This window comes from Pseudomonas hydrolytica, from assembly GCF_021495345.1.
GTDB lineage: Bacteria > Pseudomonadota > Gammaproteobacteria > Pseudomonadales > Pseudomonadaceae > Aquipseudomonas > Aquipseudomonas hydrolytica.
The window spans coordinates 429,870-456,419 of sequence record NZ_CP099397.1 but is presented as its reverse complement, the minus strand read 5'-3'; the positions used below and the strand labels follow the sequence as shown (position 1 = coordinate 456,419).

Annotated in this window: 22 protein-coding genes; 9 read left to right on the top strand and 13 right to left on the bottom strand. The window is 67.2% G+C overall.

Going from position 1 to position 26,550, the window contains the following annotated elements; genetic code table 11:
- Nucleotide 1 precedes the first annotated feature (1 nt).
- A complete protein-coding gene (locus tag L1F06_RS02195; protein WP_129481963.1) occupies nucleotides 2-1,792 on the bottom strand; it encodes an acyl-CoA dehydrogenase C-terminal domain-containing protein in 1,791 nt (596 codons plus the stop codon).
- The gene (locus tag L1F06_RS02190; protein WP_129481964.1) at nucleotides 1,789-3,030 is read right to left on the bottom strand and encodes a 3-hydroxyacyl-CoA dehydrogenase; all 1,242 of its coding nucleotides are present in this window, start codon (nucleotides 3,028-3,030) and stop codon (nucleotides 1,789-1,791) included. Before L1F06_RS02190 ends, L1F06_RS02195 begins: the two co-directional genes overlap by 4 nt.
- A gap of 98 nt (nucleotides 3,031-3,128) precedes the next feature.
- Between L1F06_RS02190 and L1F06_RS02185 the strand changes: the two genes are divergently transcribed.
- The gene (locus tag L1F06_RS02185) at nucleotides 3,129-4,025 is read left to right on the top strand and encodes a LysR family transcriptional regulator (protein WP_129481965.1); all 897 of its coding nucleotides are present in this window, start codon (nucleotides 3,129-3,131) and stop codon (nucleotides 4,023-4,025) included.
- A gap of 23 nt (nucleotides 4,026-4,048) precedes the next feature.
- On the opposite strand, the gene L1F06_RS02180 is transcribed toward L1F06_RS02185, so the two are convergent.
- The 4 genes from L1F06_RS02180 to L1F06_RS02165 all read right to left on the bottom strand — a co-directional run bounded on the left by L1F06_RS02180 (nucleotide 4,049) and on the right by L1F06_RS02165 (nucleotide 8,302).
- Nucleotides 4,049-5,341 carry an NTP/NDP exchange transporter gene (locus L1F06_RS02180; protein WP_129481966.1) on the bottom strand — a complete coding sequence of 431 codons (1,293 nt, stop codon included), beginning with the start codon at nucleotides 5,339-5,341 and terminating at the stop codon, nucleotides 4,049-4,051.
- 1 nt (nucleotide 5,342) lies between these two features.
- The gene (locus L1F06_RS02175; RefSeq protein WP_096827628.1) at nucleotides 5,343-6,263 is read right to left on the bottom strand and encodes an aldo/keto reductase; all 921 of its coding nucleotides are present in this window, start codon (nucleotides 6,261-6,263) and stop codon (nucleotides 5,343-5,345) included.
- 239 nt (nucleotides 6,264-6,502) lie between these two features.
- Complete coding sequence (locus L1F06_RS02170; RefSeq protein ID WP_004373193.1) at nucleotides 6,503-6,670, bottom strand: hypothetical protein; 168 nt, start codon at nucleotides 6,668-6,670, stop codon at nucleotides 6,503-6,505.
- 144 nt (nucleotides 6,671-6,814) lie between these two features.
- Nucleotides 6,815-8,302 (bottom strand): flavin-containing monooxygenase, encoded by a 1,488-nt coding sequence (locus L1F06_RS02165; protein ID WP_129481967.1) that lies wholly within the window; start codon nucleotides 8,300-8,302, stop codon nucleotides 6,815-6,817.
- Between the two features lie 159 nt (nucleotides 8,303-8,461).
- Between L1F06_RS02165 and L1F06_RS02160 the strand changes: the two genes are divergently transcribed.
- From L1F06_RS02160 to L1F06_RS02145, 4 genes are read left to right on the top strand one after another with little or no spacing between them, the layout of a single operon-like run.
- On the top strand, nucleotides 8,462-9,601 hold the full coding sequence (locus tag L1F06_RS02160; RefSeq protein WP_129481968.1) for an MlaE family ABC transporter permease: 1,140 nt from the start codon (nucleotides 8,462-8,464) through the stop codon (nucleotides 9,599-9,601).
- The gene (locus L1F06_RS02155) at nucleotides 9,598-10,383 is read left to right on the top strand and encodes an ABC transporter ATP-binding protein (protein WP_129481969.1); all 786 of its coding nucleotides are present in this window, start codon (nucleotides 9,598-9,600) and stop codon (nucleotides 10,381-10,383) included. Before L1F06_RS02160 ends, L1F06_RS02155 begins: the two co-directional genes overlap by 4 nt.
- A complete protein-coding gene (locus L1F06_RS02150; RefSeq protein ID WP_129481970.1) occupies nucleotides 10,384-11,301 on the top strand; it encodes an MlaD family protein in 918 nt (305 codons plus the stop codon).
- Nucleotides 11,298-11,897, top strand: a complete 600-nt coding sequence (locus L1F06_RS02145; RefSeq protein WP_129481971.1) for an ABC-type transport auxiliary lipoprotein family protein — start codon at nucleotides 11,298-11,300, stop codon at nucleotides 11,895-11,897. The genes L1F06_RS02150 and L1F06_RS02145 overlap by 4 nt, the downstream gene beginning before the upstream one ends.
- Nucleotides 11,898-11,953: 56 nt before the next feature.
- Here L1F06_RS02145 and L1F06_RS02140 read toward each other — a convergent pair whose 3' ends face one another.
- The 3 genes from L1F06_RS02140 to hslO form a co-directional block, all read right to left on the bottom strand.
- Nucleotides 11,954-13,882, bottom strand: coding sequence for a RecQ family ATP-dependent DNA helicase (locus L1F06_RS02140; protein ID WP_129481972.1), 1,929 nt, complete (start codon nucleotides 13,880-13,882; stop codon nucleotides 11,954-11,956).
- A gap of 158 nt (nucleotides 13,883-14,040) precedes the next feature.
- Entirely contained in the window at nucleotides 14,041-15,582 is a 1,542-nt protein-coding gene (locus L1F06_RS02135; RefSeq protein WP_011920625.1) for a phosphoenolpyruvate carboxykinase, read from the bottom strand.
- A gap of 157 nt (nucleotides 15,583-15,739) precedes the next feature.
- Nucleotides 15,740-16,627: an Hsp33 family molecular chaperone HslO gene (gene hslO / locus L1F06_RS02130; protein ID WP_004373211.1), complete on the bottom strand. Its 888-nt coding sequence runs from the start codon at nucleotides 16,625-16,627 to the stop codon at nucleotides 15,740-15,742.
- Between the two features lie 210 nt (nucleotides 16,628-16,837).
- Between hslO and L1F06_RS02125 the strand changes: the two genes are divergently transcribed.
- On the top strand, nucleotides 16,838-17,632 hold the full coding sequence (locus L1F06_RS02125; RefSeq protein WP_129481973.1) for a phosphatase PAP2 family protein: 795 nt from the start codon (nucleotides 16,838-16,840) through the stop codon (nucleotides 17,630-17,632).
- A gap of 78 nt (nucleotides 17,633-17,710) precedes the next feature.
- Here the strand turns inward: L1F06_RS02125 and L1F06_RS02120 are convergent, their stop codons facing one another.
- On the bottom strand, nucleotides 17,711-18,142 hold the full coding sequence (locus L1F06_RS02120; protein WP_096827634.1) for an RNA-binding S4 domain-containing protein: 432 nt from the start codon (nucleotides 18,140-18,142) through the stop codon (nucleotides 17,711-17,713).
- Nucleotides 18,143-18,255: 113 nt separating this feature from the next.
- On the opposite strand from L1F06_RS02120, the gene rimB reads away from it, so the two are divergent.
- Genes rimB through L1F06_RS02105 form a run of 3 tightly spaced genes read left to right on the top strand, consistent with a single transcriptional unit; the run spans nucleotide 18,256 to nucleotide 20,521 of the window.
- A complete protein-coding gene (gene rimB, locus L1F06_RS02115; RefSeq protein ID WP_004373217.1) occupies nucleotides 18,256-18,726 on the top strand; it encodes a retropepsin-like aspartic endopeptidase RimB in 471 nt (156 codons plus the stop codon).
- Nucleotides 18,723-19,628, top strand: coding sequence for a 30S ribosomal protein S6--L-glutamate ligase (rimK, locus tag L1F06_RS02110; protein ID WP_004373219.1), 906 nt, complete (start codon nucleotides 18,723-18,725; stop codon nucleotides 19,626-19,628). Before rimB ends, rimK begins: the two co-directional genes overlap by 4 nt.
- The gene (locus L1F06_RS02105; protein ID WP_129481974.1) at nucleotides 19,625-20,521 is read left to right on the top strand and encodes a S66 peptidase family protein; all 897 of its coding nucleotides are present in this window, start codon (nucleotides 19,625-19,627) and stop codon (nucleotides 20,519-20,521) included. Before rimK ends, L1F06_RS02105 begins: the two co-directional genes overlap by 4 nt.
- Nucleotides 20,522-20,527: 6 nt before the next feature.
- Here L1F06_RS02105 and L1F06_RS02100 read toward each other — a convergent pair whose 3' ends face one another.
- The 3 genes from L1F06_RS02100 to ompR form a co-directional block, all read right to left on the bottom strand.
- Nucleotides 20,528-24,292: an EAL domain-containing protein gene (locus L1F06_RS02100; RefSeq protein WP_129481975.1), complete on the bottom strand. Its 3,765-nt coding sequence runs from the start codon at nucleotides 24,290-24,292 to the stop codon at nucleotides 20,528-20,530.
- Nucleotides 24,293-24,394: 102 nt separating this feature from the next.
- Nucleotides 24,395-25,711, bottom strand: coding sequence for an ATP-binding protein (locus L1F06_RS02095; RefSeq protein WP_004373225.1), 1,317 nt, complete (start codon nucleotides 25,709-25,711; stop codon nucleotides 24,395-24,397).
- A 76-nt stretch (nucleotides 25,712-25,787) separates the two neighbouring features.
- On the bottom strand, nucleotides 25,788-26,525 hold the full coding sequence (ompR, locus tag L1F06_RS02090) for an osmolarity response regulator transcription factor OmpR (protein ID WP_011920620.1): 738 nt from the start codon (nucleotides 26,523-26,525) through the stop codon (nucleotides 25,788-25,790).
- Nucleotides 26,526-26,550: the final 25 nt, after the last annotated feature.

Sequence of the window (26,550 nt, the reverse complement as noted above, 5' to 3'; positions counted from 1 at the left end):
GCTAGAACGCGAAACTGTCCTCATCCATGGCCATCAGGCACTGCGCGCCGCCCAGCAGGGCTTCGCGGTGCGCACTGGCGCGCGGCAGCACGCGGCGCAGGTAGAACTCGGCACTGTGCAGCTTGGCCTGGTAGAACGCCGCCTCGCCGCTCTCTGCCTCGAGCGCATCCTGCGCCCGCGCCGCGGCCTGCAGCCAGAAACCGGCGAGCAGCACATAGGCCGAGTACTGGAGGAAATCCACCGAAGTGGCGCCAATCTCCTGCGGGTCGCGCTGGCAGGCGGCGAGCACTTCCGTGCTCAGCTCACGCCATTCGCCAAGACGCACCTGCACGACGGTCGCCATTTCCTTCAGCGCCGGGCGCGTGGCCTGGGCATCGCACAGCGCGCTAAATTCGGCCTGCAGTGCGGACAACTCCGCACCACCGTCGCCCAGCAGCTTGCGCCGGATATAGTCCAGCGCCTGGATGCCGTTGGTGCCTTCGTACAGCTGGGTGATGCGGCTGTCGCGCATCAGTTGCTCCATGCCCCACTCGCGGATGAAGCCATGCCCGCCATAGACCTGCACGCCATGGCTGGCCACTTCCTGGCCCATGTCGGTGAAGAACGCCTTGACGATGGGAATCAGCAGCGCCGCGCGCTTGCCGGCCGCCTTGCGTGCCTCGGCCGACTCGGCGCCGTGCTCCAGGTCGAGCTGGCGCGCGGTGTAGGCGGCGAGCATGCGGCTGCCCTCGACCAGGGTCTTCTGCGTCAGCAGCATGCGCCGCACATCGGGGTGAACGATGATCGGATCGGCCGCCTTGTCCGGCGCCTGCACACCCGCCAGGCCACGCGACTGCAGGCGCTCACGGGCATAACGCAGCGCGCCCTGAAAGGCCGCCTCGCCTATCCCCAAGCCCTGCAAGCCAACCTGAAAGCGCGCGTCATTCATCATGGTAAACATGCAGGCCAGGCCCTGGTTGGCTTCGCCCACCAACCAACCGGTGGCGCCGTCGAAGTTCATCACGCAGGTGGAGGCACCCTTGATGCCCATCTTGTGCTCGATAGCGCCACACGACAGCGTGTTGCGTTCACCCGGTGTGCCGTCGGCGGCAGCGATAAATTTCGGCACCAGCAGCAGCGAAATGCCCTTCACGCCAGCAGGCGCATCCGGCAGGCGCGCCAGCACCAGATGGATGATGTTTTCGGAGATGTCCTGTTCGCCGCCGCTGATAAAGATCTTGCTGCCACTGACCTTGTAGCTGCCATCGGCCTGCGGCTCGGCGCGGGTGCGCAGCAGGGCCAGGTCGGTGCCGGCCTGCGGTTCGGTGAGGCACATGGTGCCGGTCCACTGGCCGCTGACCAGCTTGCCCAGGTACTGCTGCTTGAGCGTTTCGCTGCCGTGCTTGTGCAGTGCCAGCACGGCGCCCTCGGTCAGCCCGGAGTAGACGCGGAAGGACAGCGACGCGCCCATCAGCATTTCGTGGAAGGCGAAGGCCACCAGCTGCGGGAAGCCCTGGCCGCCGTACTCCACCGGCCCGGTCATGCTCGCCCAGCCGTTGTCCACGTACTGCCGGTAGGCCTCGGCAAAGCCCCTGGGCGTGCTGACCTGGCCATTCTCCAGACGGCAGCCCTCTTCGTCGCTGTTGCGATTGAGCGGCGCGACCTCGCCCGCGGCGAAAGCCGCCGCCTCTTCCATCACGCCGTCGATCAGCTCGCGATCCAGGCCGTTGCCCAGGCGCTCGCAGTGGCCGGCGGCGTCGAACAGTTCGTGCAGCACGAAGCGCATATCGCGCAATGGCGCCTGATAGCTCATACCCGGCCCTCCTGTACGTCGGCAAATTGCTTGTTCTCCGCGGCCAGGCGCTCGATCAGCGCCGCCGGCTGCCAGTGCGCGCCGAAACGCTCGGTCAGTTGCAGCAGGCGCCGATGAATCGCCGCGACACCCTCGCCGTCGGCCCAGCTCATCGGCCCGCCACGCTCGGCGGGAAAGCCGTAGCCGTTCAGATACACCAGATCGATGTCGCGGCTGTTGGCGGCGATGTTCTCCTCGAGAATCTTCGCCCCCTCGTTGACCAGCGCCAGCAGGCAGCGCTCGAGAATCTCCTCGGTGCCGATATCGCGGCGGGTGAAGCCCAGGCGTTCGGACTCGGCCTGCACCAGCGCGTCCACCTCGGGATCGTGCTCGGCCTGGCGGCTGCCGGGTGCGTAGCGGTAATAACCCTGGCCGCTCTTCTGGCCGAAGCGACCCAGCTCGCACAGGCGGTTGTCCACCTGCACCGCCGCATCGTCCTGGCCCTGGCCGGCCAGCTCGCGGGCGCGCCATTCCAGGTCGATGCCGACCACGTCATACATGCGAAACGGCCCCATGGCGAAGCCGAAGCCCTGCAGCGCCGCATCCACCTGATGCGGCCAGGCGCCCTCGAGCAGCAGCATGCGCGCCTCGCGCACGTAGGTATGCAGCATGCGGTTGCCGATAAAGCCGTGGCAGTTGCCGGCCACCACCGCCACCTTGCCCATGCGCTCGCCCAGCTCCTGCGCGGCCTGCAGCACGGCCGGCACGGTCTTGCCGCCACGCACGATCTCCAGCAGCTTCATGATGTGCGCCGGGCTGAAGAAGTGCAGGCCCAGCACGGCTTCCGGCCGCGCGGTGACAGCGGCGATGGCGTCGATATCCAGCGCCGAGGTATTGCTGGCGAGGATGGCGCCGGGCTTCATCACCGCGTCCAGCTCGCGGAAAATGCGTTGCTTGAGCTCGAGATTCTCGTACACCGCCTCGATCACCAGATCGGCGTCGGCCAGCGCCGCGTAGCCGTCCACCGCCTCGACCCGCGCCCGCCGCGCTGCGGCCTCGGCCGCATCGATACGGCCCTTGGCGACGTTGTGCGCCCAGGTGTCCTCGGCCATCACCAGGCCCTGCTCGACCATCTGCGGGTTGTTGTCCAGCCACAGCACACGCAGGCCGGCATTGGCCAGGCTGATGACGATGCCGCGGCCCATGGTGCCGGCGCCGATCACGGCGGCACAGCGAAGCGGCGAGACGACTTGAGTCATTGTTGTTCCTCTCGAGCACCAATAGAAAAGCTTGGGTCACGATAAGCAAGCCGCTACTATTTTTGAAATTTAGTCTTGTGATACGACGTATTCAGTAGATGAATTTCACCAACTTCGACCTCAACCTGCTGCGCGTGCTCGATGCCCTGCTGCGCGAACAGAACGTCTCGCGCGCCGCCGAGCACCTGGCGCTGAGCCAGCCGGCGGTCAGCAATGCCCTGGGCCGTCTGCGCGAACTGCTCGGTGACCCACTGCTGGTGCGCGTGGGCCGGCGCATGCAACCCACCCCGCGGGCCCTGGCGCTGGAGGCGCCGATCCGCAGCGCGTTGCGTCAACTGGAGCAGAGCCTGAGCGCCGGCGAAGCCTTCGAGCCGGGCGAAAGCCGCCAGCGCTTTCGCATCGCCGTCACCGATTACGTCGAGCTGGTGTGCATGCCGCGCCTGCTCGACCGCCTCAGCCACAAGGCACCGGGCATCGGCATCGATATCCGCCACCTCAGCCCCAGCCTGCCGATGGAGGCGCTGGACAAGGGCGAGCTGGACCTGGTGCTGGGCCGTTTCGACGAGATGCCGGCGCGTTTCGCCCGCCGTCGCTGGATGAGCGAGACGCTCAAGCTGGCGGTACGCCGTGAGCATCCGCTGCTGCACCAGCGCAGCCTGGATCTGGAGACCTTCCTGCGCCTGCGCCACCTATGGGTGCACGGCGGGCAGACCCGCGGCATGGTCGATCAGTGGCTGGGCGAACAGGGCCTGTCGCGGCAGATCCTCTACACCACGCCGAACTACCTGCAGGCGGCGCACATAGTCGCCGGCAGCGAGCTGGCGGCAGTGCTGCCCACCGCCCTGGCCCGGCATTTCGCTACCCTGCTGCCGCTTGAGCTGTTCGACCTGCCATTCGCCTTGGGCCCCTTCCACCTCGAGATCGTCAGCCTGGCGCAACGTCAGCGCGACGCCGCGCTGCAGTGGCTGATCGAGGAAATCGTCGCAGTGGGGTAGGGCGGGGCCCTGCAATGGCGGTTTCACCCGCCCGACCTTTGCGCCTGGTGATCGGCGCGCCCGCCCAGGTACCAGCCGAGCACGCCCCACAGCGCGGCGCACAGCGCACCGACCATGGCCACCAGCCAGGCACCGTGGCCGAGCATGTCCAGCCCCGCCTTGGCCCAGCCGCTGAGGGCATCGCCGCCGCGGTAGACCACGGTGTCGATGAAGTTCTTCGCCTTGTACTTGCTCTCGGCATCCAGCGGCGCGAACAGCATCTCCCGCCCCGGCCGGACGAAGGCGTACTCGCCGATGCGCCGCACGATCATCAGCCCCGCCAGCATGGCGAAGGTCGGCGCCAGCGCCAGGCCGATAAAGCCCAGGCACACCAGCGCCGGCACGGCGGACAGCAGCACGCGCACGCCGAGCTTCTGCGCCACGCGGCCGGTGATGAACAGCTGCGAGGCCAGGGCGCCGGCCTGCACGATGAAATCGATCACGCCGAACACCCGTACCTGCGCGGCGCGATCCGGGAACAGTTCGGCCACCAGGCGCGCCTGCTCGAAGTAGAGGAAGGTGCTGACCGAGGTCAGCAGCAGGATGAATGCGCCGATGCCCAGCAGATAACGCGAGCCGAGCATGCGCGTCAGCCCGCTGAAGGGATTGCCCGGCACCGGCCTGCGCGGGCTCTCGCTGGGCGCCGCTCCCGGCCGCCCGGCGCCCTGGCGTTCACGCCAGGCCATCAGGTAGCGCTTGAGTGCCATGGCCGCAGCGAGCAGCACGGCGGCCATCAGCATCAGCCCGGATTCGCCGATGGTGCCGATCAACAGAGCGCTCAGCAGCGGCCCGCACAACCCGCCGACGCTGGCGCCCGCGGCGATGAAGGCGAACAGCCGGCGGGCCTGCGCACCGTCGAACACATCGGCCATCAGGCTCCAGGCCACCGAGACGACGAACAGGTTGTAGACCGAAATCCACACGTAGAACACGCGCGCCAGCCAGACGCTGTCGTGATCGAGGCGAAACAGCAGGACGAAGACCAGCAGATTGAGGCAGAAGAAGCCGTACACCCAGTCGATGAAATGGATGCGCGGCACCTTCGAGTTGAGCCAGGCCAGCAGCGGCACGGCCAGCAGCATGGCGACGAAGGTGGCGGTGAACAGCCATTGCAGGTTGTTCACCCCGCCGGTGATGCCCATCGCCTCGCGGATCGGTCGCAGCATGAAATAGCCGGAGAACAGGCAGAAGAACAGGGCGAAGCCGGCCAGCACCGCCGCCAGCTCCTGCTCCTCGGCATTGATCGCCCGCGCCAGGCGCCGGGTGAGCGCCTGCATCTCAGGCGAACAGCTCGATGATGCGCTGGCGCTGCGCCGCGTCGGGCAGGCGGCCCTGTCCGGCGAGAATGTTGTCGGCCATGTAACGCGGGTTGGAGGTGGCCGGAATCACCGCCGTCACGGCGGGGTTGGCGAGGATGAACTTGAGCATCAGCTGCGCCCAGGAATTAGCATCCAGCTCCACCGTGGCCCAATCCGGCAGCTCCTTGCCGCGCACCCGGTCGAACAGCGCCGAGCGCTGGAACGGTCGGTTGATCAGCACCGCGATGCCCTTGTCGGCGCAGTAGGGCAGCAGCTCGCGCTCGGCATTGCGCTCGCCGATGGAATAGTTGAACTGGACGAAATCCACCGGCTCCTGGCGCAACACCTCGAGCAGGCGCTCGTGGGCGGAATCCAGGTAATGCGTCACGCCGATGTAGCGCACCCTGCCCTGCTCCTTGAGCTCGCGCAGCAGGCCGAGCTGAGTGCGGGTGTCCTGCAGGTTGTGCACCTGCATCAGGTCAATGGTGTCGGTCTTGAGCGCAGCGAAGCTGGCCTGTACCTGACGCTCGCCCGCCGCGCGCCCGGAAGACGACACCTTGCTGGCCAGGAACAGCTTGCGACGCAGATCGTTTTCGGCGGCAAGGGCACCGCACACCGCCTCGGCACGGCCGTAGCTGGGCGCGGTATCGACCAGGCTGGCGCCACCGTTGACCAGCTCGCGCAGCACGTCGCGCAGGGGCTCCAACGCCTCGTCCGTCATGGCCACGTCGTGCGTGCGCGAGGTCCCCAGCCCGATGACCGGCAGGGGCTCGCCACTGCTGGGAATGGTGCGCGTCATCAGCGTGCTGGAGGCCAGGGCGGATGATGGCAACCAGGGGGCCAGGGCGGCTAACGCCGCCAGGCTGGCGCTGCCGTGAAGGAATCGACGACGGCTGGGCATGGCGTGGCTCCTCTTGTCTGCAACCGGTTCGTTATAGGCACAGACCGCACCCGGACCAAGGCGTTACATCGACTTCGATCAGTGATTCGCCCAGGCAGGCGCAGCGTGGAAAACGGCCACAGCCCCGAAAGGACGGGAGCGAGAGGAAAGATGACGATGGCTACCGAGGCAACATGCGGTAACCAAAAACACCGCTGCGCCAGGGCGGGATGGGCGGCGCAGCGGTCGGGAAAGCGAGATCAGGCGGCGCGCGATGGCGACTCGCTGATCAGCATGCCGTGGGACACCAGATAGCAACGGCTGCCGTTGCGCAGCGTCATGGGGCTGCGGCTGGCGATGACCCAACCTTTGCTCAGCAACTGCTCGATATGTGCACGCAGTGCGGGTAGATGGCGCTGTTCCTTCATGGCCGACTCCTCATGTGATGGGTGACGCGGCACCCGCTGGCTCATCCGTGACACAGATCGCAAAATGGTAGTGGCGCAATGCCAGGAAAGAAAGCGGCGCGATTGTGCATTTTTTTGTAGGACATTCGCTATAGGCGGGGCGAATCAGAGCTGAGCGACCGCCGCCTGCTGCGCGGCGTGCGGCGCGGAAAACATCAGATAACCGTCGTCCACCCGGCCATAACGCAGCAGCGCCAGGTCGAGCAGGTAGTTCTGATGCAGCTTCCAGGGCGCGCGGTCGCCCTGCGCCGGCAACAGGTGCGCGGCGCGCTCGATGTAGCCCGACTGCAGATCAAGAAAGGGCTCGGGGCGCACCGTGCCTTCGCCGGCCCGCGGCGTCACCTGGCGCCTGCCGATGGCGTCCATGTGCCTGATCAGGCGGCAGAAGTACTCGCTGGAAAGATCGGCCTTGAGCGTCCAGCTGGCATTGGTGTAGCCCATCACCACTGCCAGGTTGGGCAGATCGCGCAGCATGATGCCGCGGTAGCCCATGCTTTTGGGCGCCTCGAAGGGCACGCCGTCGACCTGCACCTCGATGCCGCCGAACAGCTGCAACTGCAGGCCGGTGGCGCTGACGATCACGTCGGCAGCCAGCTCTTCGCCGTTCTTCAGGCGAATCCCCTGCGCGGTGAAACGCTCGATCTCGGCGGTGACCACCTGCGCCTTGCCCTGGCGCAGCACGCGGAACAGGTCGCCATCGGGCACCGCACAGACGCGCTGGTCCCAGGGCTTGTAGGACGGGCTGAAATGGCGCAGATCGACCCGCTCGCCCAGCTGGCGTCGCACCAGCCCCAGCAGGACGCGTCGCACCAGGTTGGGAAAACGCTTGGCCAGCTTGTAGAAGACCAGCTGCAGGGTCACGTTGCGCCCACGTGCCAGGCGATACACCCACTTCTCCGGCAACACGCGCCGCAGCGCATTGGACAGCGCATCGCGCTGCGGCAGGTTGATCACGTAGCTGGGCGAACGCTGCAGCATGGTGACCTGCGCCGCGCGTTCGGCCAGCGCCGGCACCAGGGTCACCGCCGTGGCGCCGCTGCCGATCACCAGGATGCGCTTGCCGCTGTAGTCGAAACCCTCGGGCCACAGCTGCGGATGGATGAAGGTGCCCCGGTAGTCCTCTAGCCCGGCGAACTCGGGGGTGTAGCCGGCCTCGTAGCGGTAGTAGCCGGTGCACATCATCAGGAACTGGCAGCTCATGCGCAGCGGCTCGCTGTCCTCGCCGCGCTGCACCAGCAACTGCCAGGTGGCGCTGGCGCTGCACCAGTCCGCCTTGAGTACCCTGTGCCGATAACGAATCAGGCCATCGATGCCATACTCGCGGGCGGTTTCCTCGATGTAGCGACGGATCGACGGGCCGTCGGCGATGGCCTGCGGATCGGTCCATGGCTTGAAGTTGTAGCCAAGTGTGTACATGTCCGAGTCGGAGCGGATGCCCGGATAGCGAAACAGATCCCAGGTGCCACCCATGGCCTCGCGCCCTTCGAGAAGGGCGAAACGCTTGCCCGGGCAAAGGCGCTTGAGATGGCAGGCGGCGCCTACTCCGGAGAGGCCGGCGCCGATGATCAGGACATCCAGATGTTCGACGGACATGGCGCACGCTCGCTAGGCTCGGGACGATGAGCATCACCTTAGCCCATGCACCCGTCATCCGGTCTTTAGTGCGGTTCGCCGCTCGAACGCAGCGACGGCTCAGGTAGCCGGCGGCGGCGCGACTGGCCTGGCGCCCCCCGGCAGCGCTAAGCTGTCGCCATGACCACGCCATACCTGACCCCGCTCCAGACCAGCAGCACGGACGCCGCCAGCGGCCTGCGCATCGGTGGCGACTGGACGCTGGCCCATTACAGCCGACTCGAACCCCAGGTGCTGGCCCTGCGCGAACGCCTGCACGGCCAGGAAAGCGTCGACCTCGACGACCTGGCCGCGCTGGATACCGCCGGCGCCGCGCTGCTGGTGGAGCTGCTGGGCAGCGAGCGCCTGCGCCAGCTGGCGCAACAGGACAGTCTGAGCACCGAGCGCCGCGCCCTGCTGCTGGCGGTGGCCGATGCCATGGCCGGCAGTCAGCAGGTGCAGCAACACGCCACGCCTTCGGCGCTGCGCGAGGTGCTCGGGCATATCGGCGAAGCGGTGGAAACCACCTGGTGTCACGGCCGGGAACTGCTCGGTTTCATGGGCCTGACCCTGAGCGGCATGCTCACCATCCTGCTGCGCCCGGCGCGCTGGCGCCTGACTTCGCTGGCCGCGCACCTGGAGCAGTGCGGGCTCAATGCCGTGCCCATCGTCGCGTTGCTGACCTTCCTGGTCGGCGCCGTGGTGGCCTTTCTCGGCGCCACCATCCTCGCCGACTTCGGCGCCAGCATCTACACGGTGAACCTGGTGGCGTTTTCCTTCCTGCGCGAATTCGGCGTGCTGCTCACCGCCATCCTCATGGCCGGCCGCACCGCCAGCGCCTTCACCGCGCAGATCGGCTCGATGAAGGCCAACGAGGAAATCGACGCCATCCGCACCCTGGGCCTGAGCCCGATCGAACTGCTGGTGCTGCCGCGGGTGTTCGCCATGCTCATCGCCCTGCCGATCCTCACCTTTATCGCCATGCTCAGCGGCATAGTCGGCGGCGCAGTGGTGTGCGCCGTGTCCCTGGACATTCCGCTGACGATGTATCTGTCGATCCTGCAGGACAGCGACCTGCTGCGGCACTTTCTGGTCGGCCTGCTCAAGGCGCCGATCTTCGCCTTCCTGATCGCCCTGATCGGCTGCCTGGAGGGCTTCAAGGTCAGCGGCAGCGCGCAGTCGGTGGGCGAGCACACCACCTCGGCGGTGGTGCAGTCGATCTTCGTGGTGATCCTGCTCGACGCCCTGGCGGCGCTGTTTCTGATGGAGATGGGCTGGTGAGCCGCGACACCATCATCGAAGTGCGCGGCCTGTGCAACCGTTTCGGCAGCCAGGTGGTGCACGAGCACCTGGATTTCGACCTCTATCGCGGCGAGATACTCGGTGTGGTCGGCGGCTCGGGCACCGGCAAGTCGGTGCTGCTGCGCAGCATCGTCGGCCTGCGCCAGCCCAATGCCGGCACCGTGCGGGTGTTCGGCGAAGAGCTGCTGAGCCTGTCGGCCGAGCGCCGCTCGCAGCTGGAGCGGCGCTTCGGCGTGCTGTACCAGCGTGGCGCGCTGTTCTCCTCGCTGACCGTCAGCGAAAACATCGCCCTGCCGCTGATCGAGCACGCCGGCCTGTCGCGCGCCGCGGCCGAGCGCCTGGCACGGGTCAAGATCGCCCTGGCCGGGCTGCCGAGCAACGCCGCCGACAAATACCCCAGCTCGCTGTCCGGCGGCATGGTCAAGCGCGCCGCCCTGGCGCGCGCCCTGGCGCTGGACCCGGATATCCTGTTTCTCGACGAGCCCACCGCCGGCCTCGACCCCATCGGCGCGGCGGCCTTCGACCAGTTGATCCGCACCCTCAGCGACAGCCTGGGTCTGAGTGTATTTCTGGTCACGCACGATCTGGACACGCTCTACAGCATCTGCGACCGGGTCGCGGTGCTGGCGCAGAAGAAGGTGCTGGTGGCCGATCGCCTGGAGGCGGTGGCCGCCACCGACGACGCCTGGATTCAGGACTATTTTCACGGCCCGCGTGGACGCGCGGCCGCACAGGCCGCCACCGCGGCAGGGAGTCAATGAATGGAACCCAGAGCCCATCACGTGCTGATCGGCCTGTTCACCGTGCTCACGGTGGGCGCCGCGCTGCTGTTCGCCCTGTGGCTGAACAAGGCCGGTGCCGATCGCGCCTTCACCGATTACGAAGTGATCTTCAACGAAGCGGTCAGCGGCCTGTCGCAGGGCAGCGCGGTGCAGTACAGCGGGATCAAGGTCGGCGACGTGATCAGCCTCGGCCTCGACCCGGAAGATCCGCGCACGGTGCGCGCGCGCATCCGCATCGCCGGCCATACGCCGATCAAGCAGGACACCCGGGCGCGCCTGTCGATCACCGGCATTACCGGCCTGGCCGTGATCCAGCTGTACAGCGGCAGCCCGGAAAGCCCGCCACTGGAAGGCAAGGATGGTCAGCCAGGGATCATCATCGCCGACCGCTCGCCGCTTTCCCGGCTGATGGCCAATGGCGAGGACCTGGTGAGCAACATCACCCGCCTGCTCAACCGCGCCAACCGCATGCTCTCACGCGAGAATGCCGAGCGCGTCTCGCGCACCCTGGAGAACCTGGAGCAGGCCACGGCCGGTATCGCCAGCCAGCGCGACGAACTCAGCGCCGCTCTGCAGCAGGCCGGCGCCGCCACCCGCGAAGCGGCCGAACTGATGCGCACCGCCAACCGCCTGCTCAACGGCCAGGGTAGCCAGGCCCTGGACAACGCCGAACGCCTGATGGCCTCGCTGGAGCGCAGCAGCCGCAGCATCGAGCAACTGCTGGAAAGCAACCGCAGCGCCCTGGACAGCGGCATGCAGGGCCTCGGCGAACTGGGCCCGGCGATTGGCGAGCTGCGCGACACCCTCAGCGCCCTGCGCGGCTTCTCCCGTCGCCTGGAACAGGACCCCACCGGCTACCTGCTGCGCAGCGACAGCATCAAGGAGTTCCAACCATGAAGCGTCTCACCCTGTTGCTGGCCGCCACCCTGCTCGGCGCCTGCTCGATCCTGCCGCAGAGCGAGCCGCTGGACATCTACCTGCTGCCGGCGGCGCAACTGCCGGCGCAGAGCCAACAGGTCGACTGGGCGCTGCGGATCAACAGCCCCAGCAGCAGTCAGCTGCTCGACGGCACGCGCATCGTCGTGCTGCCCGAGCCCGACCGGGTCAACACCTACCAGGGCGTGCGCTGGAGCGAGCGCACGCCGCAGCTGCTGCGCAACCGCCTGCTCGATGCCTTCCAGGACGACGGCCGGATTCAGGCCCTGAGCAACGAGGAGCAGCGCCTGCAGGCCGATCTGGAACTGGTCAGCGACCTGCGCAGCTTCCATAGCGAATATCGCAACGGCATCCCGTACGCGCTGATCCGTCTCGAGGTCAACCTGGTGGATGCGCGCGATCAACGCATCCTCGCCAGCCGCCGCTTCAGCATCAGCCAGCCGGCGAGCGATACCTCGGTGCCGGCGGTGATCGCCGCCTTCGGCCAGGCGGGGGATCAACTGTCCCGCGAGCTGGTGGACTGGACGCTGAACCAGGGGCAGCGCGCTACCCCGTAGGGTGCGCCGTGCGCACCAATGCCTGCGCGTAATCCGGTGCACACGCCCAGGCGTCCCTACGCGAACGACGCCGTCAACCAACCGCGCACTTCGGCATAGGGGTACTCCTCCAATGCAGCGAAGCCGGCCAGCTGGCGCCCCTTGAGCTTGGTCAGCAGCGGCGTGGTCACGCCGCAGAGAAAGCGCGTCAGGCACTCTTGGCTCGGTGTGCAACCGGCATGCTGCAGGTGCTTCTCGACGAAGGCGGCGCACAACGCCTGGGCATTTCGTCCGCTCAAGGGCGGTAATTCCGGTGGTTGCGGCAGGGTCGCGACGCGCCCCTGACACACCGAACAATGCCCGCAGCGTTCGGGCGCCCGTTCGTCGCCGAAGTACAGCGCCAGACGGCGGCTCAGGCATTCGCGGCTCTCGAACAGGGCGAGCATGGCCTGGATACGGGCGATCTCGCTGGCTTCATGGGCGCGGAAGTGCGCATGCAGATCATTGGCCAGGGCTTCGACCTCGAAGCCGCCATCGAGCACGGCGTAAACCTCGGTCATCTGCTTGCTTTCCAGCTCCAGCCAGCCCCTTTCCTGGAAGTAATCCAGCGCCTTGACCACCCGCGCGCGCTCGGCGCCGTACTGTTGATACAACGCGTCGAAGTCCAGCGTCGACCAAGTACGCGCGCGCTTCGAGCAGGCGAGGATCGCCTCGACGAACTGGCGCCGCTCGCCCTCGAACTGTGCCAGCAAGGCTTCGTCCTCCAGCAGCAGCTTGAAGCGGTACTCGGCGAAGTAGGCGTAGCGCGGCGCGATGATGCCGCGCAGCTCCAGCTGTACCAGCAGGGTCTTGAGCGGCAGCGCGCGGATATTGCTGTGCTCCGAGAGCTGGCCGAGCATCAGCTCCCACTGCCCGCCCGTGCCGACCGCGCGCAGGTCGTCGAGCACGGCACGAATGCCGGCGAGCTCCGGGGTATCGCCGTAGACGAAGTTCTCCAGCACGCTGAGACCGTCGCGACTGGCCAGCACCAGGCAGTCCGAGGCCTGGCCATCGCGCCCGGCGCGGCCGATTTCCTGGCTGTAGTTTTCCACCGACTTAGGCAGGTCGAAGTGCACCACGTTGCGGATATCGCGCTTGTCGATGCCCATGCCGAAGGCGATGGTGGCGACGATGCATTGCAGCTCGCCGGCCATGAAGCGGCGCTGGATCGACTCGCGCACCTCGTGCGCCATGCCGGCGTGATAGGCGCTGACCGCCAGACCGTCACGCGCCAGGCGCTCGGCGACCTGCTCGGCAGTTTTCTGCTGGGTGACGTAGACGATGCTCGCCTGACCGCGCCGCGGCGCCAGCCATTGCTGCAGGCGCTGCGCCTTGGCACCGCCAGGCACCGGTTCGACCAGCAGGTTGAGGTTGGGCCGGTAGAAACCGGTGGTGACCACGTCCGCCTCGGCGATGGCGAATTTCTCGCGCATGTCGGCGATCACTTTCGGCGTGGCCGTGGCAGTGAGCAGCAGCACCTGGGCGATGCCGAACTGGCGCTGATAGTCCGGCAGCTTGAGGTAATCCGGGCGGAAGTTGTGGCCCCACTCGGAGATGCAGTGCGCCTCGTCGACCACCAGCAGGGAGATCGGCACCTGGGCGATGAAATTTCGGAAACGCTCGTTCTTCAGGCGCTCCACCGAGATCATCAGAATCTTCAGCTCGCCGCTGCGCGCGCGATTCATCACCTCCATGCTCTGCTCGCGGCTCTGCGCCGAATCGATGCTCGCCGCCGCGATGCCATGGGCATGCAGGAAGGCCAGCTGATCCTGCATCAGCGCCAGCAGCGGCGAGATCACCAGGGTCAGATGCGGCAGGTGCAGCGCCGGCAGCTGGTAGCACAGGGACTTGCCCGAACCGGTGGGGAAGATCGCCGCCGCCGAGCGACCGGCGAGCACGGCGCTGATCACCGCCTCCTGGCCGGGACGCAGCTGATCGAAACCGAAGACGCGTTTGAGGGTGGACATGCGCTGTCACTCCATTGACCGCCGAATGGCCCCTGACCATAACGCGGTTGGGTAGGGTGCGCCACGCGCACCGCAAATAAACAAGGTGCGCACGGCGCACCCTACCCGAAAACGACAAAGCCGCCCGAAGGCGGCTTTGTCAGAGACCACAGGCCAGCTTAGAGCTGCGGGCCGGCGTTCTTGATCGCCTCGCTGACATCGAACTTGGCGAAGTTGTCGATGAACAGCTTGGCCAGGCCCTTGGCGGCTTCGTCGTAGGCGTTCTTGTCTGCCCAGGTGTTGCGCGGGTTGAGCAGGTTGGTCTCGACGCCCGGAACCGACTTCGGCACATCCAGGTTGATGATCGGCAGGTGCTCGGTCTCGGCACCGATCAGCGCACCGCTCTGGATGGCAGCGATCACACCGCGGGTGGTGGGGATGTTGAAACGCTTGCCGACGCCGTAGCCGCCGCCGGTCCAGCCGGTGTTGACCAGGTAGACCTTGGAACCGAAGGCATTGATGCGCTTGATCAGCAGCTCGGCGTAGACGCCGGCCGGACGCGGGAAGAACGGCGCGCCGAAGCAGGTGGAGAAGGTCGACTTGATGCCGCCGCCCGAACCCATTTCGGTGGAACCGACCAGCGCGGTGTAGCCGGACAGGAAGTGGTAGGCCGCCTGCTCGTTGTTGAGGATCGACACCGGCGGCAGTACGCCGGTCAAGTCGCAGGTCAGGAAGATCACGGCATTCGGTTCGCCGCCCAGGTTCTTCTCGCTGCGCTTTTCGACGTACTCCAGCGGGTAGGCAGCGCGGCTGTTCTGAGTCAGGCTGTCGTCGCTGTAGTCGGGGGTGCGCTGCTCGTCGAGCACCACGTTCTCCAGCACGGTACCGAACTGGATGGCTTTCCAGATTACCGGCTCGTTCTTCTCGGACAGGTCGATGCACTTGGCGTAGCAGCCGCCTTCGATGTTGAACACCACGCCCTCGCCCCAGCCGTGCTCGTCGTCACCGATCAGGTAACGCGATTCGTCGGCGGACAGGGTGGTCTTGCCGGTGCCGGACAGACCGAAGAACAGGGTCACGTCGCCTTCTTCGCCGATGTTGGCGGCGCAGTGCATCGGCAGCACGTCCTTTTCCGGCAGCAGGAAGTTCTGCACGGAGAACATGGCCTTCTTCATCTCGCCGGCGTAACGCATACCGGCGATCAGGACTTTCTTGGCGGCGAAGTTGATGATCACGCAGCCGTCGGAGTTGGTGCCGTCACGCTCCGGCACGCACTCGAAGTTGGCGACGTTGAGGATCTCCCACTCGGCCTTGCCGGCCGGGTTGTAGGCGCTCGGGTTGATGAACAGCTGACGGCCGAACAGGTTCTGCCAGGCGGTGGCGGTGGTCATCTTCACCGGCAGGTAGTGCGCCTCGGCGGAGCCTACGTGAACGTGGGAGACGAAATGCTCCTGGGCGTTGTTGAACGACGCGACGCGATCCCACAGGGCATCGAACTTGTCGGCCGGGAATGGACGGTTGATGGCACCCCAGGCGATCTGCGCCTCGGTGCTCGGCTCCTGAACGATGAAGCGATCAGCCGGCGAGCGGCCAGTGCGATGACCAGTGCGTACGACCAGCGCGCCGTTGGCGGCCAGTTCCCCTTCACCACGGCGGATGGCTTCTTCGACCAGTTGCGCGGCGCTGATGTCGGTGTACACGGCGTTGTTGGCTTGCGTCATGAGGGTCCCCGTCGGCCGCTGGCCGAGTCTTCCGAACGTTGTGTAGTGCAGGGGCAACTGCACTACACGGTAAAAAAGTCGCGGGAGTATGCCAGAAAAGCGAACTGCTTGGCAGCCTCCGATCTGATAGAGAACGCCTATCGTTCAGAAAAGTTCATCAATGGCGTGTCTGCGACGGCGCTTCGCTGCCGGCACCGGCGAACAGCTGGGCGATATCGGCGGCATCGAAGGCATAGCGCTCGTTGCAGAACTGGCAATCGATCACCACGCTGCCGCCCTGCTCGGCCAGCAGCAGCTCGGCGTCGGCCTGGCCGAGGCTGGCCAGGGCACTGGCCGAGCGCTCGCGCGAGCAGCTGCAGCGAAACTGCAGCGGCTGCTCGTCGAACAGGCGCACGTTCTCCTGATGATAGAGGCGATGCAGCAGGGTCGGGTTGTCCAGCCCGAGCAGCTCTTCGGCGGTCAGGGTATCGGCCAGGGTCAGCACGTGGTTCCAGCTTTCCTGCCGCTCTTGCGGCTCGCTCTGGTGGTGCGGCGGCAGCTGCTGCAGCAGCAGGCCGCGGGCGCGCTGGCCGTCGGCCTTGAGCCAGAAGCGGGTCGGCAGCTGCTCGGAGCTGGCGAAGTAGTTGGACAGGCACTCGGCCAGGTCGACGCCGTCGAGGTCGACGATGCCCTGGTAACGCTGACCGCGGCTCGGATCGATGGTGATGGCCAGCACGCCGTTGGGCATCAGGCTCTGCAGGTCGGCGTCGGCGCCGATCTGCTCGGCGTCGTAGCGGGCGATGCCGCGCAGCTCACGAGCGCTGGAGCACTCGACCATCAGCAGCGACAGCGGGCCTTCGGCGCGCGCCTGCAGCACCAGCAGGCCGTCGAACTTGAGGGTGCCGACCAGCAGCGCGGCGGCGGCCATCATCTCGCCGAGCAGTTGCGCCACCGGCTGCGGGTAGGCGTGCTTGGCCAGCACATGGGCGTAGCTCTCGCGCAGCGCGACCATCTCGCCGCGCACGTCGGTGTCGTCGAAGAGAAAGCGTTGACTGAAGTCATTCATGGCGGCGGGCTCGAGGTCTGCAAAAAAGGCTGGCGATTTTATGCACAAACGCCCCGCTAACCAAGGCCCGAGTGTCACACCGGCCGCCACTCGTCGCGCCAGGCTGAATAACCGCTGAACCAAAATTGCGAGCCGCTTGCATGGGGGGCGCACACACCTATGATCCGCGCGCCCGAGTCGGGCCGTCGCCAATCAGCAAAGGGAATTCCCATGTCGAACACCTTCATCAACAGCCAGTGGCGCCCACGGGCCCTGCTGGCCTGCCATCTGCTGGCGGCGCTGCTGCTGCTCAGCTGGCTGTGGCAGCCCACTCGCGACCTGTGGGACGGGCTCGATCTGTGGCTGTTCCAACTGCTCAACGATCCGGTGCATGCCGCCGGCCTCTGGGCCAAGGTCTGGGCCATCGGCAGCATGCGCCCGGTGGACCTGGGCGTGGGCGTGGTGATGCTGGCGGTGATGCTCAAGGCCGACCTGGTGTTCCAGGGCCATCAGGTGCGCCGCGCCCTGTTCGCTTTTCTGACTGCCCTGCTGGCTCTGCTGCTGCTGCGTGTCGGCTTCGCCGAACTGGTCAAGGTCATGGGCTGGCAGCGCCCGAGCGCCTCGCTGGTGGTGGAGGGCAGCGCACGTCTGACCGAGCTGTTCCCCGACTGGGAGGAACGCTGGGACATGAAGGACAGCGCCAGCCGCAGCTTCCCCGGCGATCACGCCTCGGTCTTGCTGATCTGGGCCCTGTTCATGAGCTTCTTCGCGCGCAACTGGCGCCTGCTGCTGGTCTGGGCGATTGCCGTGATCGGCATGCTGCCGCGCCTGGTGGCCGGCGCCCACTGGGGCTCGGATGCCTTCGTCGGCGGCGTGTTCCTCAGCCTGCTGGCGCTGGCCTGGAGCTGCTACACGCCACTGGGCTATCGCGCCAGCGAGTGGCTGGAGAAGGTCACCCTGCCGCTCACCTCGCGCCTGGCCAAACTGCCGCTGCTGGGCCGCATGAGCATCGTCAGCGGGCGCTGAAACCTAGGGCTCGCCGTACGCACCGACATCGATCAATGAAGATCCGGTGCGCCTAGCACAGCCTACGGACAGGCGAGGCTATTCGTCCTCATCCGCCCAGGGGTGGCGCAGGCCACCCTCCTGCTGTTCGTTGAACTGATGGATCTGCCGGCGCTGCTTCTTGCTCGGCCGGCCGTCGGTCTGCATGCCAAGGGCGCCGGCCTTGCGCAGGGCAGCAGCCTGCTCGCGGCGGGCGATGCTCTCGTCGGTTTCGCGATACAGCAGCTGCGCCTCGGGGGCGCCGCGGCGCACCGCCGACAGCGCCAGCACGACCACCGTGCGCTCGTCGAAGCCGGTACGCAGCACGTATTCGTCGCCGATCCTCGGCTCCTTGCCCGGCTTGCAGCGCTCGCCGCGGTGATGCACCTTGCCCCCTTCTATGGCCGCCTTGGCCAGCGCACGGGTCTTGTAGAAGCGCGCGGCCCACAGCCATTTGTCCAGGCGCACCTTGTCGTCGTCTTTTTCGCTCATCTGACTCTCTGATGGATTTCGCATCCGGCACGGCCGCCTGATGCAGTTGTCATACGGCACAACTAGAATGCGCGGAATCATAGGCCGTGTAGGCCGCAGGGGACACTCTCACCTTGAAGACTTTCGACCAGCTCAGCGTGATCGGCCTGCGTGAGTGGATCAATCTGCCCGAGCTCGGCATCATCGGCTTGCGCGCCAAGATCGACACCGGTGCCAGCACCTCGAGCCTGCACGCCAGCGACATCCAGCCCTTCCAGCGCGATGGCGAGGACTGGGTGCGCTTCACCGCCTACCTCGGCACCCAGGTGCAGCGCCGCCATCGCTGCGAGGCGCCGCTGGTATCGGTCAAGCGCATCAAGAGCTCCAACGGCCAGGCGCAGAGCCGCTACGTGATCCGTACCGATCTGGCCCTGGGCGATCGCCTGTGGCCGGTGGAATTCACCCTGGCCTGCCGCAAGACCATGCGCTATCGCGTGCTGCTCGGTTCCAAGGCACTGATCACCGGCCAACTGGTGGTCAATCCGGCACTCAGCTACGTGCAGGAAAAACCCTCTCTCTCCTCGTCCCTTCCAGGTGCCCAATGAAGATCGCCGTGCTGTCGCGCAATCCGCGTCTGTATTCCACCCGACGCCTGGTGGAGGCCGGTCAGCAGCGGGGCCATGAGATGCAGGTGATCGATACCCTGCGCGCCTACATGAACATCGCCAGCCACAAGCCGCAGATCCACTATCGCGGCCGGGCGCTGGAAGGCTTCGATGCGGTGATCCCGCGCATCGGCGCCTCGGTGACCTTCTATGGCTGCGCGGTGTTGCGCCAGTTCGAGATGATGGGTGTCTACCCGCTCAACGAGTCGGTGGCCATCAGCCGCTCGCGCGACAAGCTGCGCGCCCTGCAACTGCTGTCGCGCAAGGGCATCGGCCTGCCGGTGACCGGTTTTGCCCACTCCCCCGACGACATTCCCGACCTGATCCAGATGGTCGGTGGCGCGCCGCTGGTGATCAAGGTGCTGGAAGGCACCCAGGGCATGGGCGTGGTGCTGGCCGAGACGACCAAGGCCGCCGAATCGGTGATCGAAGCCTTCTTCGGCCTCAAGCAGGACATCATGGTCCAGGAGTACATCCAGGAAGCCGGCGGCGCCGACATTCGCTGCTTCGTGGTCGGCGACAAGGTGATCGCTTCGATGAAGCGCCAGGCCAAGGCCGGCGAGTTCCGCTCCAACCTGCATCGCGGCGGCAGCGCCAGCCTGATCAAGATCACCCCCGAAGAGCGCATGACTGCGGTGCGTGCGGCCAAGGTCATGGGCCTGAACGTCGCGGGGGTGGACATCCTGCGCTCCAACCACGGCCCGCTGGTGATGGAGGTCAACTCCTCGCCCGGCCTGGAAGGCATCGAAACCACCACCGGCAAGGACGTCGCCGGGATGATCATCCAGTACCTGGAAAAGAACGCCGAACCCGGCCAGACCCGCACCAAGGGTCGCGGATGAGCCGAGCGTTCGACGGCCGCCTGGCGCTGATCGCCCCTGCGGCGGCCATTGCCGAAGACGTACTCGAGGCGACCCTGGCGCAGCTCGACGTGCTGGGCGTGCGCTATCACCTGGGCCGCCACGTGCGCGCCCGTCATCGCTACCTGGCCGGCACGCCGGAGCAGCGCCTGGATGATCTGCACCAGGCCTTCAGCCTGCCCGATATCGCCGCCGTCTGGTGCCTGCGCGGCGGCTACGGTTGCGCGCAGCTGCTGGCGGATATCGACTGGGCCTTGCTGCGTCAGGCCAGCCCGCGCCCGCTGATCGGCTTCTCCGACCTGTCGATTCTGCTCAGCGCCTTCGCGCAGCACGGGCTGCCGGCCATTCACGGTCCGGTGGCCACCGCGCTCGGCCATCAGGTGCTGTCGGCGCCCGGCGGTCAGCGCGAACGCCTGGCCTCGATGCAGGCGCTGTGGAGTCTGCTCAAGGGCCAGCACCGGCAGCTGCCGCTGCGCCATATCAGCGGCCCGCAGCATGCCATCGAGGGCACCCTGCAGGGCGGCAACCTGACGGCGCTGGCCAGCGTCTGCGGCACGGGCGCCGCACTGCACCTGGCCGAGGATTCGATCCTGATCCTGGAAGACGTCGGCGAGCCCTACTACCGCCTGGAACGCAGCTTCTGGCAACTGCTGCACAGCTTCGCCGGGCAAAGGCCGCGGGCGGTGTGCCTGGGCAGCTTCACCGACTGCCCGCGGCGCGGCGTGCACCACAGCCTGGAGCAGATCATCGGCGAATACCTGGCCCCGCTCGGCGTGCCGCTGTACGGCGACCTGCCGAGCGGGCATGGCGACAGCAATTTCCCCTGGCCCTGCGGCAAGAAGGCGCGACTGAGCCCTGGCAGCCTGAGCTGGTAGGCCGCCTCAGCCCTGACGCGCCTGCAGCCAGGCGAGAAACTCGGCCTCGACCATCGGCTTGCCGAACAGATAGCCCTGGCCCAGCGCGCAGCCCTGCTCACGCAGCAGCGCCAACTGGCTGGGCTGCTCGATGCCCTCGGCCACGCATTCGAGATCCAGGTTGCGCGCGATCATCAGGATGGTCTGCACCAGCATGCGCCCGCTGGCATCGCCATCGAGATCGGCAACGAAGCTGCGGTCGATCTTCAGGCGGTCCAGCGGCAGGCGCTTGAGGTAGGTGAGCGACGAGTAGCCCGTGCCGAAGTCGTCGATGGCAAAACGCACGCCCTGCGCCTTGAGCTGCTGCATGTTGCCGATGCAGCGGTCGACATCCTCCAGCAGCACGCCCTCGGTGATTTCCAGCTCCAGCGCCTGCGCAGCTACGCCGTGGCGACGCAGGCAATCCTCGACGCGCGCCACGCAACCGGCCTGGCGCAACTCGCGCGGGCTGAGATTGACCGCCAGCACCAGTTGCGGCCATTGCGCCTGCCAGCGCGCCAACGTCGCGCAGGACTGCTCCAGCACCCACTGGCCGATGTCCTGGATCAGCCCGGTCTCCTCGGCCAGCGGAATGAACTGGTCGGGGGAAATCTCGCCGCGTTCGGGGTGCAGCCAGCGCAGCAGCACCTCGGCGCCAGCCACCGTGTCGTCGGCCAGGACCAGCTGCGGCTGGAACACCAGTTGCAATTGCTGACGGGCAATGGCCTGGCGCAGCTCGCCCTGCAGCTGCAGACGCTGATCGATGGCCGCCTGCATCTCCGGGGCGAAGAAGTGCAGCGCATTGCGTCCGGCATGCTTGGCCCGGTACATGGCGGTGTCGGCCTGCTTGAGGATATCGGCGGCGCGCTGCAGGCCCAGCGGATGCAGGGCGATGCCGATGCTGGCGCTGATGGCCAGCTCGTGCCCCTCGATCAGGCAACTGCCCTGCAGCCCGCGCAGCAGCTTTTCGCCCACCGCGGCGGCATGCTCGGCAACGGCCTGCGGCTCGCTACCCAGCGCCTCGAGCAGCACCACGAACTCATCGCCGCCGAGGCGGGCCAGGGTGTCTTCGGTACGCAGCTCCCGAGCCAGGCGGGTGGTGACTTCGCACAGCAGCGCATCGCCGATCAGGTGGCCGAGGCTGTCGTTGACCGTCTTGAAGTGGTCCAGGTCGATGAACAGCAGCGCGCCCAGGCTGCCTTCGCGGTTCTCGCGATCCATGGCGTGCTGCAGGCGATCGAGCAGCAGACGGCGATTGGGCAGACCGGTCAGCTCGTCGCTGTAGGCCAGCCGCTCGATCTCGCGCTGGTAGCGCTGGCGCTCGGAAATGTCGAGCACGCTGGCGCGGATCAGCAGCTCCTCGCCGGGCATGCGCACCAGGCGCACCTCGCATGGCAGCTGGCGTCCGGCACTGTCGCGATGGGTCCACTCGAACACCGGCGTGTCGCCGGCGATGGCCCGCTGCAGATGCTCCCTGCCGACGCGCGAGGACAGACTGCCGTCCGCCTGGCGCGGCGGGCTGATGCTCTGGATGGTCTTGCCCAGCAGGTCTTCGCGGCGGTAACGCAGCAGTTGCAGCGCGTTCTCGTTGCATTCGACGATGCCGCCCTCCGGGCTGAACAGCAGGATCGCCTCGGGCGCGTGCTCGACCAGGGTGTGGTAACGCGCCTCGGCCTCGCGCCGCGCGCTGGTGTCTTCCACCAGCAGCAGAAACAGCGTCTGCCGGCCTGCACCGCCGCGAACCGCACGCAGGCTGAGGCGGGTGAACACCACCTGGCCGTCGGCCCGCAGAAAACGCTTGTCCATCTCGAAACCGTCGCTGCTGCCCAGCAGCACCTCCTCGAGCCTGGCCTGTTCGCCTGCCAGGTCGTCGGGATGCGACAGCTGGTGCCAGCTGCTGGCCATCAGCTCGTCGCGGCTACGCCCGAGGATGCTGCACAGCTTCTGGTTGACCTCTTCCCAGCCGAAGCTCTGGGTAGTCAGCGCCATGCCGATCAGCGGCGCCTCGAAAAACAGACGCAGGCGCTCGTCGCGCTCGCGCAGTTGCGACTCGGTGCGCTTGCGCTCGCTGATGTCCTGCACCACGCCGTACACCCGCACCAGGCTGCCGTCATCGTCGCGCTCGGCCATGCCGCGCACCCGCACCAGGCGCCCGCCGAGGCGCGCCGCCAGACGCAGCTCCACATCGACCTCATCCAGCCCGCCCAGCGCCGCCTGCAGGGTCTCGATGATCAGCGTCTGGCTCGGCGCGTCGTAGTAGTGCAGCGCCTGCTCGAAACTCGGCGGCCCCAGATGGATGTCGCGCTCGACGATGCGGTAGCAGCCATCGCTCCAGAACATGCTGGAATCGCCGAGTTCGAACACCCAGCCGCCAAGGTTGGCGATGTCCTCGGTCTGGCTGAACAGGTGGTTCTGGCGCAACAGCTGCGCGCGCTGCTGCTCGACCTGCGCCGCCAGCTCCACGCGTTCGGTGACATCCTGCTGCAGGCCGACGAAATGGCTGATGCCCCGCTCGTCGCGCATCGGCGCCAGCACCACTTCGTTCCAGAACGGCCGGCCGTCCTTGCGGTAGTTGCGCACCACCGCATGCCCGCTGCGCCCTTCGCGCAAGGCGCTGCGCAGGGGCTGCAGCTCCAGCTGGGCATGGTCGTCGGCAACGAGAAAGCGGCAGTTGCGCCCCAGTGTCTCGTCTGCGCTGTAGCCGGTGATCTGGGTGAAGGCGGCGTTGCAGTAGACCAATGGCAGGTCCGGCTGGCGGGCGTCGGCGATGGTCACCCCCAGCGGGCTGGCCTCCATCGCCAGGTTGGCGCGGGCCAGTTGCTGCTGCATGCGCGCGCTGCGGCTCAGCGCCTGGCGCAGGTCACCCAGGGCCCGCCCTACCAGCAGGGCGGCGCCCATCAGCAGCAGCACGGCCAGCTGCAACTGGCTGCGCGGCAGATCCAGCATGGCGAAACCGGGATCGCCGCGCAGCAACGGCAGCGGCAGGGTCGCGGCGAACACCAGAACGGCGCCGTAAAGCGCACCGGCGAAGGCATAACGCAGGGCCAGGGCGAGCATGCCGATGCCGAGAAAGGGCAGAGCGACCAGCAGAGGCAGGCTGCCGACCAGTGCCATCAGCGCCAGGAAGATGCCGAACGCGAGCAGCCAGCCGCGCCAGGAACGGCTGATGCTCAGGGCTTGCGCGTCGGCCGCCGTGCTCTCGGGCAGCCAGCCGCGCGCACGCAGCAGCGGGCTGCCGAACACCAGCAGCGGGGTGGCCAGCGCCAGCAGGTTGATGGCGTCGTTCAGCCACACCGCCAGGCTGGCCTGCGCCCAGTGCTCGCCGAGCTGCAAGCCGGTCAGCCACAGGTTGGCCTGCAACCCCAACGCCACCAGCGCCGCCGGCGCCAGCACGCCGAATGCGAGAAAACGCAGCAGATCGGCCAGGCTGCCCAAGGCCGGGTCGAAGCTGTGGCGCCGCAACAACCACCAGCCCAGCGCCACGGCGGCCGTCTCGGGCAAGGCATACAGCGGCGCCCATTGCCAGGGCAGGCCCCACAACGGGACGCTGAGCAGGGCGTTGAGGTAGAGCGCCGGCAGCACGCGCGGGCCCCACCACAGGCACAGCACCAGGCCCAGCACCAGCGGCAGGTAACACAGCGCCACCCCGTCGTTCAGGCGGGTAGCCAGAGAAATCCAGGTTCCCAGGTGGAAAAGCGGTAGCGGCAGCCACCAGCTCCATCTGGGCAGGCGGTGGGAAAAAGCGGTGGGCATGCGGGCCTCGAGTGAGTGCGCCGGCACAGCATAGCCCAGCGCCAGGGCCCTTGGCAGCAGATGGCCAGCACTCGGGCCGCCGCGAGGACGGCCGGTCGTCAGCTAGACCGCATCGCGCGGCAGCAGCAGCCCCAGCGGCAGACGCACACGTGCCTCCAGCCCCCCGCCACTGCGGTTGCGCAGCTCGACGCTGCCGCCATGCAGCGCGGCGATGCGCTTGACGATGGCCAGCCCCAGGCCGGTACCACGCCCGCCGCGGGCCCGATCACCGCGGATGAAGGGGTTGAAGATGCTGTCCAGCTCCGCCGGATCGATGCCGTTGCCGCGATCCAGCACGCTCAGCACCACATAGGGCGCACTGTGATCGCCAGCCAGGCTGGCCACCACCTCCACGGCATCTCCACCACCGTGGTTGAGCGCGTTCTCCACCAGATTGGTGAGCAGGCGCTTGGTCGACACCCGGCGCAGCGGGAAAGGCGGGATCGGCTCGAGGCACAAGCGCACGCGCTCGCCGTTCTGGTTGTAGGGCGCCAGGGTTTCGCGTACCAGCTCGGCGAAGTCCAGCTCCTCCACCGGCTCGTCACGCCCGTCGCGGATGAAGGCGAGGAACTGATCGAGAATGGCGTCCATGTCCTCGATGTCGCGCACCATGTCCTCGGTCAGTTCGGAGTCGCTCTGCATGAATTCCAGGGCCAGACGCAGGCGGGTCAGCGGCGTGCGCAGGTCGTGGGACACGCCGGCCAGCATCAGCTCGCGCTCGCGGCCGGCCTGCTCGACATCCTCGGCCATCTGGTTGAAGGCGCGGTACACCTCGGTCATCTCGCTCGGCGTATCGCCCACCGGCAGCCGTACGCTGCGCCCCTGGCCGAGCTGGCGCGCGGCGAAGACCAGACGCTTGAGCGGTGCGTTGAGCTGGCGCACGAAGATCCAGGCCGCTGCGGTGGACAGCAGGCCGATGCCGAGGAACCAGCCGAGCACGCTCCAGATCCGCTGACCGCGCAGCGGGTGCGGGTACATGGGCACGCGCACCCAGCCATCGCCGAGGCTCGGTGCATGCACCCACAGCGCCGGCGGCGAGGTCGCGCGCACCCGCGTTTCCGTGTCCGGGCCGAGTTCGGTCTGCATCTGCCGCTGGAAGATTTCGCTGTAGGGCCAGTGCTGCTCGCTGGCCGGCACCTTGTCACGCGGGATGCGCTTGAGCCCGGCGGCCTGGGCGATGTGATCGCGATCCTCGGGGTTGGCCGCCCAGTAGGCCCGCAGGGTCAGGGCCGCGCCATGGCTGTACTGGCGGTCGACCAGCACGTCCTCGTTCATCATCAGGTACACCAGGGTCAGCGCCTTGGAGAACAGCACGACGATGAGCACCAGCCACAGGGTGCGGGCGAAGAAGCTTTGCGGGAACCAGTAGGGGGCTTTCATCAGCACAGAACCGTAGGAGCGAGCGCGGCTCGCGGAAACGTTACTTCAATTCGCGAGCCGGGCTCGCTCCTACGCGTCACTTGTTGCCGTCAGGAACGAACACGTAACCCACACCCCAGACGGTCTGGATATAGCGCGGCTTGGACGGGTCCGGCTCGATCAGGCGACGCAGGCGGCTGATCTGCACGTCGATGGAGCGCTCCAGGGCGTCCCACTCGCGGCCGCGGGCCAGGTTCATCAGCTTGTCGCGGGTCAGCGGCTCGCGCGCATGCTGCACCAGCGCCTTGAGCACGGCGAATTCGCCGGTGGTGAGCATGTGCACCTGATCGCCCTTCTTCAGCTCTCGGGTGGCCAGCGACAGCTCGTATTCACCGAAGCTCACGCTCTCGTCCTCGGTACCGGGTGCGCCCGGCACCACCGGCACCTGACGACGCAGCACGGCCTTGATCCGCGCCAGCAGCTCGCGCGGGTTGAAGGGCTTGGCCAGGTAATCGTCCGCGCCCAGTTCCAGGCCCTGGATACGGCTGGATTCGTCGCCCTTGGCGGTGAGCATGATGATCGGGATCTGGTTGTTCGACTCGCGCAGGCGGCGGCAGGCGGACAGGCCATCCTCGCCGGGCAGCATCAGGTCCAGCACCACCAGATTGAACAGTTCGCGAGCCAGCAGACGGTCCATCTGCTCGACGTTCTCCACTGCGCGTACCCGGTAGCCCTGCTCGTCGAAGAAGCGCTCGAGCAGGCGGCGCAGACGGGCGTCGTCATCGACGATGAGAATTTTCTCGCCTTCGGCGACAGTAGCAGCGGACTGGGTCATGGCGTCTCCTTGGACAGCCGTACTA

Bases quoted from the DNA above. Each gene is read 5' to 3' on its own strand.
- L1F06_RS02165 (WP_129481967.1), bottom strand. From the start codon at position 8,302: ATGTCCGTCGAACATCTGGATGTCCTGATCATCGGCGCCGGCCTCTCC.
- L1F06_RS02150 (WP_129481970.1), top strand. From the start codon at position 10,384: ATGGAACCCAGAGCCCATCACGTGCTGATCGGCCTGTTCACCGTGCTC.
- L1F06_RS02125 (WP_129481973.1), top strand. From the start codon at position 16,838: ATGTCGAACACCTTCATCAACAGCCAGTGGCGCCCACGGGCCCTGCTG.
- rimK (WP_004373219.1), top strand. From the start codon at position 18,723: ATGAAGATCGCCGTGCTGTCGCGCAATCCGCGTCTGTATTCCACCCGA.
- L1F06_RS02135 (WP_011920625.1), bottom strand. From the start codon at position 15,582: ATGACGCAAGCCAACAACGCCGTGTACACCGACATCAGCGCCGCGCAA.
- L1F06_RS02100 (WP_129481975.1), bottom strand. From the start codon at position 24,292: ATGCCCACCGCTTTTTCCCACCGCCTGCCCAGATGGAGCTGGTGGCTG.
- L1F06_RS02195 (WP_129481963.1), bottom strand. From the start codon at position 1,792: ATGAGCTATCAGGCGCCATTGCGCGATATGCGCTTCGTGCTGCACGAA.
- L1F06_RS02190 (WP_129481964.1), bottom strand. From the start codon at position 3,030: ATGACTCAAGTCGTCTCGCCGCTTCGCTGTGCCGCCGTGATCGGCGCC.
- L1F06_RS02185 (WP_129481965.1), top strand. From the start codon at position 3,129: ATGAATTTCACCAACTTCGACCTCAACCTGCTGCGCGTGCTCGATGCC.
- L1F06_RS02105 (WP_129481974.1), top strand. From the start codon at position 19,625: ATGAGCCGAGCGTTCGACGGCCGCCTGGCGCTGATCGCCCCTGCGGCG.
- L1F06_RS02175 (WP_096827628.1), bottom strand. From the start codon at position 6,263: ATGCCCAGCCGTCGTCGATTCCTTCACGGCAGCGCCAGCCTGGCGGCG.
- L1F06_RS02180 (WP_129481966.1), bottom strand. From the start codon at position 5,341: ATGCAGGCGCTCACCCGGCGCCTGGCGCGGGCGATCAATGCCGAGGAG.
- L1F06_RS02160 (WP_129481968.1), top strand. From the start codon at position 8,462: ATGACCACGCCATACCTGACCCCGCTCCAGACCAGCAGCACGGACGCC.
- L1F06_RS02095 (WP_004373225.1), bottom strand. From the start codon at position 25,711: ATGAAAGCCCCCTACTGGTTCCCGCAAAGCTTCTTCGCCCGCACCCTG.
- L1F06_RS02120 (WP_096827634.1), bottom strand. From the start codon at position 18,142: ATGAGCGAAAAAGACGACGACAAGGTGCGCCTGGACAAATGGCTGTGG.
- L1F06_RS02170 (WP_004373193.1), bottom strand. From the start codon at position 6,670: ATGAAGGAACAGCGCCATCTACCCGCACTGCGTGCACATATCGAGCAG.
- L1F06_RS02140 (WP_129481972.1), bottom strand. From the start codon at position 13,882: ATGTCCACCCTCAAACGCGTCTTCGGTTTCGATCAGCTGCGTCCCGGC.
- hslO (WP_004373211.1), bottom strand. From the start codon at position 16,627: ATGAATGACTTCAGTCAACGCTTTCTCTTCGACGACACCGACGTGCGC.
- L1F06_RS02145 (WP_129481971.1), top strand. From the start codon at position 11,298: ATGAAGCGTCTCACCCTGTTGCTGGCCGCCACCCTGCTCGGCGCCTGC.
- ompR (WP_011920620.1), bottom strand. From the start codon at position 26,525: ATGACCCAGTCCGCTGCTACTGTCGCCGAAGGCGAGAAAATTCTCATC.